Raw genomic sequence first — 12,435 nt, forward strand, 5'->3', positions numbered from 1 at the left:
CTGGCGCTTATTCTACACGAATTTAGTTGGTATTTGCCCAATAATCCCCTTAAATTCCGCTTGCAAGACGGCTGATTTCGCGCTAATTTGTAATCCATAGCTTACACAATTAACAGGCGGTCTGCGTGCTTCGCGATGCTTAAATTCACTATGCAGACCTTTGGTGAATTTTTTAGGGTACGTCAAATGGCAAAAGTAAAACACATTACAGAACCCGATACTTTCGGTTTTCAAGTTCGTATTGTTCGGCGTGGCAAGGAGAGCAGCCGTTATTTTTCTCACAAGCTCTGGGGCAGCAAAACCAAGTCGCTGAAAGCCGCGATTACTTGGCGCGATCAGATGCTGGTGGTATTAAAAGGCAGCAAGACTCGCTTCCTGAAACCACCCAAAAACAAAACGACTACCGGCGTAACCGGTGTGTCCAGAACCATCAAGTTCGATCACCGCAAAGACAAAAGCTATCTTTGCTACACGGTGTTTTGGGTGAAAGATGGAAAGTCCCGGAATAAAACCTTCCAAGTGGGCAATGTAGACACGGTAACCGCCGACGACGAATTGCATGCCTTTCGCACTGCGCGCCTATTTCGGAGCTGCTACGAGCATGCCATCGACCACGATGCGCCGTTCGACGACAGCAAATTCGCCAACTGGAAAAAACTACGCTTATACGAAAACGAGATGCTGAACGCTGTCAACTGAGCGTACCAGCATGAGCTTAATCGATGCGCATCTCAATGCGCATCGACAGATCGACTGCAGCAACATTCTTCGTTAACGCGCCTATCGAGATAAAGTCCACCCCGGTTTCGGCCACGGTTCGGATATTGTCCAAAGTAATATTGCCCGATGCTTCCAGTTCGAGTAGTCCCTGGTTTTGTTGTACCGCTGTGCGCATATCGGTGAGTGAAAAATTATCCAGCATGATGCGATCCGGCTGCGCGGCAAATGCTTGGGCAAACTCGTCAAGAGTTTCCACCTCCACTTCGACCGTCACATTCCCATAGTCTCTAGCCAGCTTGACTGCATTGGCAATTGAGCCTGCCGCGATAATATGGTTTTCCTTGATCAACATGGCGTCGAATAAACCGATGCGATGATTGAAACAACCTCCGCATTTGACTGCATATTTTTGCGCCAAACGTAAACCGGGTAGGGTTTTACGGGTATCCAACACCTTGCAGCCGGTACCCGCCACGGCATCCGCATAGCGGCGGGCGATGGTCGCCGTCGCGGATAAGGTTTGCAGCAGATTCAACGCCGTGCGCTCGCCCGTCAGCAAGGCCCGAGCGGGACCGCGCAACTTGCAAAGTACGGTGTTCGCTGCGACACGTTCGCCCTCATTGCATTGCCAATCGACCATTACCTGGGGGCTTAATTGTCGAAACACCTCATCGAACCAAGCTCTACCGCACAGCACTATGGGTTCGCGAGTTATCACTGCGGCATTGGCTTGAGTCTCGGCTGAAACGATGCTGGCGGTAATATCGCCGCTACCGATATCTTCAGCCAGATAAAGCGAGATTTCTGTGGAATTTGGTTGCATGGGCGTGTGATGGACGATGAACAGGGAGAGTAATTATAAACCGCATGCGGTGACAGCCGTGCCAAACTCTGACCAATGTGAGGCAAGTAAAAGTATAGGGGTGGTTGGCAAAGCTTATAAAATACCGCATCACTGACAAAGCTTGAAAATCATGATAATTCGCGATCACTACTTGACTAGCGCCTGCCAGGTCGCTTCGCCGAACTGCGACGACAGACCGGACCCCGAAGATGTTTCGCTATTGGTTATCCATTGCATCAGCCTGCCGCCTGAGCAATTCGCGGGCGACTATATCGACCAATTGTTTTGCAACTGCCTCGACCCAAACGACCATCCTTACTTCCAAGACATACACCAACTTAAGGTGTCCGCGCATTTACTGATTCGCCGGGATGGCAGCATTCGGCAATATGTGCCGTTCAATCGCAGGGCTTGGCATGCAGGCGTGTCAAAATATCAAGACAGGGAACGTTGTAACGATTTTTCTATTGGCATTGAACTCGAGGGAGCCATCAATGTGGCTTACACTGACGCGCAATATCAGTGCCTTAACGATGTGTGTAGAGCACTACTGGCAAATTATCCGAAACTGTCGAGCCAGCGTATTGCCGGTCATAGCGATATTGCCCCAGGCCGAAAAACCGACCCCGGGCCATTTTTTGACTGGTGCCGCTTTAACGAATTGCTGAGTTCTAGCGCTTAAAGTCCTGCGGGGCAAACAACAAAAGGGTTGCCGTAACCTGCGACAACGGAGCAAAAATCGGCACTAATCGGTTTTAATTTCAAGATGCACGGCTTTAAGTATCTCTAGCAACTCTTGATACTGGACTTGTAGTGGTCCCAATTCGCCCTCCAACTGCGCAATGCTTTCATTGACATTACCTTTGGATTCATTGATCTTCCTGAGCATGATCAAGCGGCTTTCGATTTGCTTTTTGTGATCTTTGATCTGGTGCATAAGCGGCGACAGTACGCTATTACTCCAGGTAACCGCATCCCGTTGGGCTTGCTGCAGAATATTCCTTGCTTTGGCTATCAACGTACCATAGAGCTTGTTAACCACTATGCTTTGCTCAGTCATCGTGGTTTTAGCGCTATTGCGAAACGCTTCGCCTTCTTCAAAAATCTGCTCCAGCTCAAACTGGTGTTGTTTTATAGAAAACAACTGTGGCTCGATTTCCTTAAAACCGTATTCATCCTGAAACTTCTTATGAATCGCTTTAATCAAGCGCCGGGTTTCTTCGGTCATATCCACCGAGTCTTGCAGCAGATCCCGCAACTCGTCAAACAACCTACGCATATTCTGTTTCATGCCGTAAGTCGTCAGGCTTTTGCTCATGTCCTCCTTGGTACGGCGGATAATGTCGTCGATTTTTTCTTTGGCAAACGAATCGATCAACATCTTGGCCTGCACCGCAAACACTTTACGGCTGGCCTGAAAGTTTTCAATATTAGCCATATAGGCATTTTGCCGGTCGCGGGTTTCGGCCATCAATTTGCCGGTCAATTCCTGGTTCTCGAAATCGACTTGTTTGAATTCGTCGAGCTGCTTTTGGGCGTTAGCGATTTTTGATTCCATCAACTTGACCGACTCGCTGACCAAAAACCCGATTTCTTTATCGACAACACCCTTCAGAATATCGCGGCGCTGATCGAGAATGTCGTCCGACAGATAGCTTTCCAACAGATTGAGACGGCTTTTTTGCAGTAAACCATCGTCGCCCTTCACCTTGGCCAGTAAAGCTTGCTTCGCGGAGACCGGGAAAATAACTTCCTTCTCCAGATTCAGAATCATGGCACAGGTGTCGATTTGCTTTTGGATCGAAGCTTCGTAGCCAGTCTCGCCGGCCAAATCGTCCCACATCGAGTCGATTTTATTCATCACCACGGCTAAGCCCTGGCGGCGATTACCTCTGGAGCTACAAACGTGGCTTTTCCACATTTCCAGGTCGCTTTTGGTCACGCCGGTATCGGCCGCCAACACGAAAATAATGGCTTGAGCGCTGGGCAACATGCTCAAGGTTAACTCCGGCTCGGTACCCAACGCATTTAGGCCCGGCGTATCCAGAATGCACAAACCTTCTTTTAACAAAGGATGCGGAAAGCTAATCATCGCATGTCGCCAACATGGCACTTCCACGGTTTCCGGATTGATAATGCCTTGCTCGGCCGCTTCGCGTTCGTTCCACAAGCCCAGTTTATCGGCCATTTCCCGAGAAACCTTCTTCGTGGCAACCAACTCTCTAAACGCTTCCTGCATTTGCGTAGGCGATTCGCAATTCAGCTCGATTTGTGTCCAACGATCTGGATTGCGCTTGTAATCCATCAAGGATATATCTTCCAAGCGGCTCTCAATGTTGAGCAGCCTAATGTAACTGCCGCCTTTTTCATCCCAGAATAGCTCGGTGGGCGACATCGTGGTCCGGCCCGGCGAAGACGGCAACAAGCGCACGCCGGTTTCCGCAAAAAACAGCGAGTTGATCAGTTCGGTTTTACCTCGGGAAAACTCCGCTACAAACGCCAAGGTGACGCGATCATTTTGCAAGCCTTGCAATATATTCAGCAAGGTATCTGTGCTTTGCGGGTCACTGAAGCGATAACGGTTACGCCAGTCCCGATACAATTCGATACCCTGAATCAGTTGTTCGCGCCACTGCGTGTATTCGTGCAACTGTTCTTTAAATTCCAGATTTCTCATGGCTCGCCTTTGTTCCGACTGTACTCAATATAAGGGGCAAATTGTAACGGCTAAGTGTAGACCAATAATCCATAAGCAAAAGCCTCGGGCACGCATGGATACTCAAATTCCGTACTGCTGTCGATAGGCTTGAATAATGGCTAACTTATCCGCCGAACCGCTCTGTTGGGAAATAAATTCGATGATATCCGCCAAGCAGATTATCGCCAGCACCGGAATACCGAATTGTGCCGACACTTCCTGCACGGCCGACAATTCGTTCTGACCTTTTTCTTGGCGGTCCAGCGCTATCACGACACCCGCGACCGTCGCGCCGGCGGCACTGATGATTTCCACTGATTCACGCACCGACGTACCTGCGGTAATCACATCATCCAGAATCCAGACTTTGCCTTGCAAGGGCGCGCCGACCAATACGCCGCCCTCGCCATGATCCTTGGCTTCTTTGCGGTTAAACGCAAACGGAATATCGCGTTGCAAGCGGGAATAGGCAATCGAGGTGGTGCTGACCAACGGGATGCCTTTATAGGCCGGTCCGTACAATACATCTACCTCGACACCGGCGCTAATCAGCGTCTGCGCATAAAATTGCCCCAATTTATCCAACTGAGCGCCGCTGTTGAATAGGCCGGTATTAAAGAAATAAGGACTGACACGTCCGGACTTTAAATGAAATTCGCCAAACTTTAATACGCCGCAATCCAAAGCGTACTGGATAAACTGTTTTTGGTAATCGAGCATCGTGGAGTGTTACAAATCTAAAATGAAAGCAATTATACCCGTGCGTATTTAATCGATGAATTTTTCTAGGACCACGTCCAGAAAATCCCAACCTTTTTCGCTACAGCGATAGACCAAGCCATCCCGACACAACAGGCCTTCAGCCACACAGCGCGATAAATTAGGCTCCAAGCTGTCTGCCGCCAATCCGGTGGTCAGTTCAAAATCCTTCAGGCTAAAACCGGCTTTTAGTCGCAACTGGTTCATCAGAAACTCTAACGGCAATTGTGCGACCTCAATCGCTTCGTATTGTGATCGACCGGGTTGCGATAAATACTGTTCCGGGCTTCTCGGCTTAACCGTGCGCATAATCTTATCCGGCAAGGCAAGGCTGATTTTGCCGTGCGCGCCAGCGCCTATCCCCAGATAATCGCCAAATTGCCAGTAATTGCGATTATGCCGGGATTGCTTGCCGGGTTTTGCATACGCAGACACTTCGTACTGCTGAAAGCCGTTCTCCGCCAATAGCCGCTGACAGCGCTTTTGAGCGGCAAATATCAGGTCGTCTTCCGGCAATTTCGGCGGAAACTTATAAAAATATGTATTGGGTTCCAGCGTCAGTTGGTAAAAGGAAATATGGGTTGGGGCCAAGCTGATTGCTGTTTCCACATCATCTAAGGCCTCGCGCTCGCTCTGATTCGGCAAACCAAACATCAAATCCAGATTGAAATTATCGAACCCGGCCGTAACGGCAATTTCCACCGCGGCCTTGGCTTCGGCGGCGGAATGCACCCGCCCTAATGTCCGCAAATGCCGGTCCTGAAAGCTTTGAATGCCTATCGACAGGCGATTAATCCCCAATGCCCGAAACTCATGAAATTTTGCGCTTTCGAAGGTGCCGGGATTGGCTTCCAAAGTGATTTCGCAATGTTCGGCAACAGGCACTGACTGCCTGACACCGGCCAACAAACGACCTAAGGCTTCCGGCGAAAACAGGCTGGGCGTGCCGCCCCCCATAAATATACTGTTGATAATCCGCTGCCCGCCCAGCAATTCCAGATCAGCGCGCAGGTCGGTCAGCAAGGCGTCGATATAAGCCTGTTCGGGAATCGGGTGTTTAACGGCGTGGGAGTTGAAGTCGCAATACGGGCACTTCTGGATGCACCACGGAAAATGGATATAAAGACTCAGCGGTAACAATTCGGCAGACCTTACCACACGCCAACATTGGGCATGGAGGCCCACGGCTCTTGCGGCGGCAATGCCTGGCCTTTTTGTAACAATTCGATAGAAATTTGGTCGGGTGAGCGCAGAAATGCCATATGACCATCACGCGGCGGCCGGTTAATCGTGATCCCTTTCGCCATTAAGTCTTGGCATACCGCATAAATGTCGTCTACTTCGAAGGCTAAATGTCCAAAATTACGGCCACCGCCGTAGTCCTCGCTATCCCAGTTGTAAGTCAGCTCCAGCAATGGCGCGTCAACCGCTACAGCGGTTTGCCGGTCGCCAGGTGCAGCCAGATACACCAAGGTAAAACGTCCGGTTTCGCTTTCCATGCGCCGCACTTCAAGCAAACCTAGCTTATTGCAATAAAAATCCAGCGATTCGGTAAGATCCTTTACCCGAACCATCGTGTGTAAATAACGCATATTGGTCGCCCCAGAAAATAAAAGCGCGATTATGAACGAGTCGGTGGCGGAGAATAAAGTTTCCTGATCAATAATTGGACTCAGCTAAACCAAGAAAGTCCGTCATGCCCGCCATCCAGTGCTATGGAGCAGGCAAACTTCGTTCTAACCATTTGTCCGGGATTGCGATATGAGCTGCCGAGATGACGATTTTAAGTATGAGGGAGGGACACACTTGAAGCAGTTTGCTAAGCAGGTAGTTAGACACGAATGCCCGATTAGCTTGCTACAGCCCAATTACTCCAAAGCTTTGCGATACACCGACGGCATGATGGTTTGCAGTTCGGTTTTCATACCACTTAACGACTCAGAATGGCTAATGAAAAAATAGCCGCCGGGCCGCAGGTATTTCACAATTTTGTCCAGCAGGCGTTGCTTGGTTTCCATATCAAAATAAATCATTACGTTACGTAAAAAAATCACGTCGAAGGTACCCAGGTCCGGCAACGTTCCTATCAAATTGGCATATTCGAACTTAACGTGGCTGCGCAGTTCAGGAGCAACCAGCAAAAAACCGTCATATTGACCTGTCCCTTTAAGGCAATACTTTTTCAGCAAGATTTGGGGAATTTTTTCGGCGGCATTGCTGGGGTACAAACCACGCCGGGCTTTTTCCAGAATTCGTGTGGAAATATCGGTCCCGACAATATCCCATTGCCGGGATCTCAAATATTCTGCCAACAGCATTGCCAGCGTGTAAGCTTCCTCACCGCTGGAGCTGGCCGCGCTCCAAACTCGAAACGGCTTGGCTGCCGAGTGTTGCGGTAAAATTTTTTCAACTACAAAATCGAAATGCTTGGATTCGCGGAAAAAATAGGTTTCATTGGTGGTTAGCAAATCGATAGCCATCGTCGTTTCATTTTCGAACCCCGGCTTACCGAATTGCCGAAAATACTCGCCATAGCTATCGATGCCATGATGACGCAAACGCTTCTCCAAACGTCCCATTACCATAGCCTGCTTACTATCGTTTAGGACAATGCCGGCGTGCTTGTAAAGATAGTCCCTGATCCAGGCAAACTCTTGCTTATGCAATATCGGCGCGCCGACACGATGGATTGACGACACTCTATACTCCTATTTGTGGGTTAGCCAACATGTCGATAAATTTAAACGCCTCAAGTCTTGGAACGATCAAGCGTTGATTGTATCCGGCAATGCTTGACGGTCTTGGCGAACTTTACTCAAAGCCGCCATTTCATCCACCGAAAGTACCTTGCTGACGTTCAACAAAATAACAAAGCGGCCATTCCGTTTGGCCATCCCGTTAATAAAGTCAGGCCGAATCCCCGCCCCAAAACTGGGCGGCGGCTCTATATCCTGTTCACCGATTTCAACCACTTCGTTGACGGCGTCCACGATAATCCCCAAATCCTGGGATACGCCATCTTCAGTTTCGCTGGCGGTTTCGACAATAACGATACCGGTGCGCTTGGCCACAGGCGTCGATCCCTTGCCAAAGCGCGCCAGCAAATCCACCACCGGCACCACGCTACCGCGCAGATTAATCACGCCGCGCACAAACACCGGCATCATGGGGACTTCGGTAAGATTGCCGTAATCGATGATTTCCTTACTACTCAAAATGCCCAGTGCGTAAAGTTCTCCCCCAAGCGTAAAGGTTAGGTATTGACCCGCCAGCGCAGTCTGTTTGCTCTGCGCGGCGGGTAGCTTTTCTTGAGTTGTTGCAAGTCCTGTCATGGCCCGCTCCTAGAAACGTTCGAACTGGTTTAAATCGAAGTCATGATCAATATTCGCACTTGCCTGAGCGACGGGCTTGATTTTGATAGCCTTTTTTGCTGATTTGACTTCAGCTGTGATCGTCGCTTTTCGACCGCCATTGTCGAGTCTAAAAAAGCTCATCAGCGATTGCAGTTGTTCAGCCTGGCTGGTCATTTCTTCCGCAGTAGCCGCCAACTGTTCGCTGGCGGACGCATTCTGCTGAGTAATCTGATTCATCTGGTTCATGGCATTGTTAACTTGGCTGACACCGGCGGATTGTTCTTGGGAGGCGGCGGCAATCTCCTGCACCAAGTCGGAGGTTCTGGCTATGCTGGGTACGATTTCATCCAGCAGCTTGCCCGCACTTTCCGCAGTCTCGACGCTGTTTTCCGCTAACTCGCCAATCTCCTGCGCCGCCACTTGGCTGCGCTCGGCCAGCTTGCGCACTTCTGCCGCCACCACCGCAAAGCCTTTGCCGTGATCGCCGGCGCGCGCCGCTTCGATGGCCGCGTTCAGGGCCAACATGTTGGTCTGGTAGGCGATGTCGTCGATGATGCCGATTTTTTTGGCAATCTCGCGCATGGCGTCAACGGTCTGTTTCACCGCTTCACCGCCTTGGCTGGCTTCGGTAGCGGCTTTGCTGGCCATGCCGTCGGTGACTTTGGCATTGTCGGCATTCTGGTTGATGCTGGCCGCCATTTCCTCGATGCTGGCGCTGGTGATCTCGACACTGCCTGCCTGTTCGCTGGCAGCTTGCGACAGCGATTGCGAAGTGGAACTGATCTGCTCGGAGGCATTACCCAGCTGATCCGCGGCGGAAATCACCTCGGCAATGGTTTGGGAGAGTTTGGCGACGGTGTTGTTCACGGTGTCTTTAAATTCACCCAACTGGCCTTGGTAGTTACCGGTCACGTTGCGGGTTAGGTCGCCTTGTTCAACCAACGCCAGTACTTCGACCGCTTCATTCAGCGGCAAGATCACCCCATCCAGGGTGTCGTTGACGCCTTCGACGATTTTGCGGAAATCGCCTTGGTGTTTGCTGGCGTCGGCACGGGTTTGCAGGCGCCCCTCAACCGCAGCGGTGGCCAGCATATTGGCGTCGGCCACCAGCGTATTGACCGCATCGATACAGGTGTTGAGGTTGTTTTTAATGGTGTTGAAATCACCGTTGTAGGTGTCGGTGATTTTGGCGGGAATGTGGCCTTTGGAAATGTTATCGACATAGTCAGCCGCCACATTCAACGGGCCGATCACCGCATTCAGGGTCAGATTCACGCCCTCGACAATCTTACGGAAGTCGCCTTGGTGCTTAGTGGCATCCGCGCGGGTGGCCAAACGCCCTTCGACGGCAGCGGTCGATAACATATTGGCATCGGCCACCAAGGCGTTCACCGCATCAATACAGGTGTTCAGATTGTTTTTGATGACATTGAAATCACCGTTGTAGGTGTCGGTGATTTTGGCGGGGATCGCGCCTTTAGAGATGTTGTCCACGTACTCGGCCGCCACGTTCAAGGGTCCGATCACCGCATCCAGGGTGTTATTGACGCCTTGGACGATTTTCCGGTAGTCACCTTGGTATTGGCTGGCGTCGGCGCGGGTGGCTAAGCGGCCTTCGATAGCGGCTTTTTCCAAGGCCACCGCTTCGGCCACCATGCTGGAAATCGCATCGATACAGTTGTTCAGGTTGTTTTTGATGGTGTTGAAGTCGCCGTTATAGTGGTCGGTGATTTTCGCCGGAATCGCCCCGCGCGAGATGTTGTCCACGTACTCGGCGGCCACGTTCAAGGGCCCGATTACCGCATCCAGCGTGCTGTTGACCCCTTCGACGATTTTGCGGAAATCGCCTTGGTGCTTAGTGGCATCCGCGCGGGTGGCCAAACGCCCTTCGACGGCAGCGGTCGATAACATATTGGCATCGGCCACCAGGGCGTTCACCGCATCAATACAGGTGTTCAGATTGTTTTTGATGACATTGAAATCACCGTTGTAGGTGTCGGTGATTTTTGCCGGAATCGCCCCGCGAGAGATGTTGTCCACATACTCGGCCGCGACGTTGAGCGGGCCGATCACGGCGTCCAGCGTGTTGTTGACGCCTTCGACAATCTTGCGGTAATCGCCTTGGTATTGGCTGGCGTCGGCGCGGGTGGCTAAGCGGCCTTCGATGGCCGCTTTTTCCAGCGCAGCGGCTTCGGCCACCATGCTGCTAATCGCGTCGATACAGTTGTTCAGGTTGTTTTTGATGGTGTTGAAATCACCGTTGTAGTGGTCGGTGATTTTCGCCGGAATCGCCCCGCGCGAGATGTTATCCACGTAATCGGCCGCGACGTTCAAGGGTCCGATCACCGCATCCAGGGTGTTGTTGACGCCTTCGACAATCTTGCGGTAATCGCCTTGGTATTGGCTGGCGTCGGCGCGGGTGGCTAAGCGGCCTTCGATGGCGGCTTTTTCCAGCGCAGCGGCTTCGGCCACCATGTTGGAAATCGCGTCGATGCAGTTGTTCAGATTGTTTTTGATGGTGTTGAAATCACCGTTGTAGGTGTCGGTGATTTTGGTGGGGATCGCGCCTTTAGAGATGTTGTCCACGTACTCGGCCGCCACATTCAAAGGTCCGATCACCGCATCCAGGGTGTTGTTGACGCCTTCGACAATTTTGCGGAAGTCGCCTTGGTGTTTCGTGGCATCCGCGCGGGTTGACAGGCGGCCTTCGACGGCTGCTTGCGACAGCATGGCGGCATCATTTACTAAAGCCTTGATGTTATCGCGAACTAAATCTATGGTTTCATTGATAAATCGCTTTTTGCCAGGCAATTTTTCAACATCGGCTTCGAGATTACCTTTGCCAAACTCCATGAAACACTTTATGGCCATTTTTTTCACAGCAATATGACCGTTAACCATGTCGTTAACGCCTTTGGCGACGGTCTTGAAACTACCGTGGAATTTTTGTTGATCAACCACTACATCAATATCGCCTTTTTCATGTTCAGCGGCCATATGATCCATCTCGGCTAACAGCGCTTTGATGTTATCGCTCAACTGCTTCATATTGGCCATAACACTGCTGTTATCGCCGGCTTTGAGTTGAATAACGGTGGTCAAATCCCCTTGCGAGATTTTATAAGCCAAATCCGCAACAAAATCCGGTTCGCCACCCAATTGCCGTGTCAGGGTTCGGGCAATGAAAAAACCCAAGGTGCCGATAGCCAGTATCGTTAGCGCTGTAATAATGACGGAAATGGTAATGGCGCTGGACTGAATCGAAACTGCTTCGTTCGATGAGTTTTTACCCAGACGCTGGTTATATTCACTATGATTTTTGAACGCATCCAACAGCTTATCAATCACAGGCTGATTGCCCATCATCACAGTTCGGGCTTCGGCATTTTTATTCTGCCTGGATAAATCACGAATTTTGAGCCGTAATTTGTCGTATTCCGCCAAACTAGCTTTATCGTCCTGTAACAGTTTTTTGTCCTCATCATCGGCCAAAAGCTTTTCATAGTTGCTCAAAAGCTTATCGATATTCGCGCGTTTTTCGTCGATTTCTTGCTCGACGCCGGCCATGGCCGTATCGTCGGTTTCCGTTAAATGCTGCCAGACGTGCGCGCGGACTCCGGATATCTCCCCAACAATATCGTTAAGCAACAACACGCTAGGCAAGGTATTGATAGTATTGAAGTTGGTGGCGGTATACACTTTGTCGATCTGCACATAGTTGAAGCCGGCCAAACCAGCCAAACCCAACACAGCGGAACCGATTAATAACAACAAACGTTGTGTGACTGTCATTTTTTTAACCCTCATGCAATTTAAAATTTTGATTCGCTCACGCGCTCCGTAAGTACCGCATCCTCTAAAAGCGCGGACTTCAAGTCGCCACGCTGCCAACTTCCCTTTTAGTCGCCAGTAGATTATTAACCAGGCCTTTAAACTCCCTGATTCCGTGATTCCCGCGTAAGCTGAAGTCCAGCGTGAAAACTGGGTTTGCGCTTACACGGGAGCGACGATATTTGAGGGCAGGGTTAATAAAAGTTGATACCAGCTTTTTCTAGCTCATA

The 12,435-nt window shown here is 50.6% G+C and carries 10 protein-coding genes; 2 read left to right on the top strand and 8 right to left on the bottom strand.

What is annotated here, in order from left to right:
• Window positions 1-186 precede the first annotated feature (186 nt).
• Window positions 187-699 carry a hypothetical protein gene (locus JWZ98_RS01340; RefSeq protein WP_020484362.1) on the top strand — a complete coding sequence of 171 codons (513 nt, stop codon included), beginning with the start codon at window positions 187-189 and terminating at the stop codon, window positions 697-699.
• Window positions 700-715: 16 nt separating this feature from the next.
• Here JWZ98_RS01340 and nadC read toward each other — a convergent pair whose 3' ends face one another.
• Window positions 716-1,543 (bottom strand): carboxylating nicotinate-nucleotide diphosphorylase, encoded by an 828-nt coding sequence (nadC, locus tag JWZ98_RS01345; RefSeq protein WP_205452726.1) that lies wholly within the window; start codon window positions 1,541-1,543, stop codon window positions 716-718.
• A gap of 151 nt (window positions 1,544-1,694) precedes the next feature.
• Here nadC and ampD point away from each other — a divergent pair, with 151 nt between their 5' ends.
• On the top strand, window positions 1,695-2,246 hold the full coding sequence (gene ampD / locus JWZ98_RS01350) for a 1,6-anhydro-N-acetylmuramyl-L-alanine amidase AmpD (protein ID WP_205452727.1): 552 nt from the start codon (window positions 1,695-1,697) through the stop codon (window positions 2,244-2,246).
• A 63-nt stretch (window positions 2,247-2,309) separates the two neighbouring features.
• Here the strand turns inward: ampD and JWZ98_RS01355 are convergent, their stop codons facing one another.
• From JWZ98_RS01355 to JWZ98_RS01385, 7 genes are all read right to left on the bottom strand, one after another.
• Window positions 2,310-4,241, bottom strand: a complete 1,932-nt coding sequence (locus JWZ98_RS01355) for a dynamin family protein (RefSeq protein WP_205452730.1) — start codon at window positions 4,239-4,241, stop codon at window positions 2,310-2,312.
• Between the two features lie 102 nt (window positions 4,242-4,343).
• A complete protein-coding gene (pyrE, locus tag JWZ98_RS01360; protein WP_205452731.1) occupies window positions 4,344-4,982 on the bottom strand; it encodes an orotate phosphoribosyltransferase in 639 nt (212 codons plus the stop codon).
• 48 nt (window positions 4,983-5,030) lie between these two features.
• Window positions 5,031-6,206 (bottom strand): radical SAM family heme chaperone HemW, encoded by a 1,176-nt coding sequence (gene hemW, locus JWZ98_RS01365; protein ID WP_240348171.1) that lies wholly within the window; start codon window positions 6,204-6,206, stop codon window positions 5,031-5,033.
• Complete coding sequence (locus tag JWZ98_RS01370; protein WP_205452732.1) at window positions 6,173-6,613, bottom strand: VOC family protein; 441 nt, start codon at window positions 6,611-6,613, stop codon at window positions 6,173-6,175. The genes hemW and JWZ98_RS01370 overlap by 34 nt, the downstream gene beginning before the upstream one ends.
• 276 nt (window positions 6,614-6,889) lie before the next feature.
• Entirely contained in the window at window positions 6,890-7,720 is an 831-nt protein-coding gene (locus JWZ98_RS01375) for a protein-glutamate O-methyltransferase CheR (protein ID WP_205452733.1), read from the bottom strand.
• Window positions 7,721-7,786: 66 nt separating this feature from the next.
• A complete protein-coding gene (locus JWZ98_RS01380) occupies window positions 7,787-8,353 on the bottom strand; it encodes a chemotaxis protein CheW (protein ID WP_033158168.1) in 567 nt (188 codons plus the stop codon).
• A 9-nt stretch (window positions 8,354-8,362) separates the two neighbouring features.
• Complete coding sequence (locus JWZ98_RS01385; RefSeq protein ID WP_205452738.1) at window positions 8,363-12,166, bottom strand: methyl-accepting chemotaxis protein; 3,804 nt, start codon at window positions 12,164-12,166, stop codon at window positions 8,363-8,365.
• Window positions 12,167-12,435: the final 269 nt, after the last annotated feature.

This window comes from Methylomonas sp. EFPC1 (genome assembly GCF_016925515.1).
Classification (GTDB): domain Bacteria; phylum Pseudomonadota; class Gammaproteobacteria; order Methylococcales; family Methylomonadaceae; genus Methylomonas; species Methylomonas defluvii.

Coding starts and splice junctions, on each gene's coding strand:
- JWZ98_RS01355 (WP_205452730.1), bottom strand. CDS start 4,241: ATGAGAAATCTGGAATTTAAAGAACAGTTGCACGAATACACGCAGTGG.
- pyrE (WP_205452731.1), bottom strand. CDS start 4,982: ATGCTCGATTACCAAAAACAGTTTATCCAGTACGCTTTGGATTGCGGC.
- ampD (WP_205452727.1), top strand. CDS start 1,695: ATGATAATTCGCGATCACTACTTGACTAGCGCCTGCCAGGTCGCTTCG.
- nadC (WP_205452726.1), bottom strand. CDS start 1,543: ATGCAACCAAATTCCACAGAAATCTCGCTTTATCTGGCTGAAGATATC.
- JWZ98_RS01380 (WP_033158168.1), bottom strand. CDS start 8,353: ATGACAGGACTTGCAACAACTCAAGAAAAGCTACCCGCCGCGCAGAGC.
- JWZ98_RS01370 (WP_205452732.1), bottom strand. CDS start 6,613: ATGCGTTATTTACACACGATGGTTCGGGTAAAGGATCTTACCGAATCG.
- JWZ98_RS01385 (WP_205452738.1), bottom strand. CDS start 12,166: ATGACAGTCACACAACGTTTGTTGTTATTAATCGGTTCCGCTGTGTTG.
- JWZ98_RS01340 (WP_020484362.1), top strand. CDS start 187: ATGGCAAAAGTAAAACACATTACAGAACCCGATACTTTCGGTTTTCAA.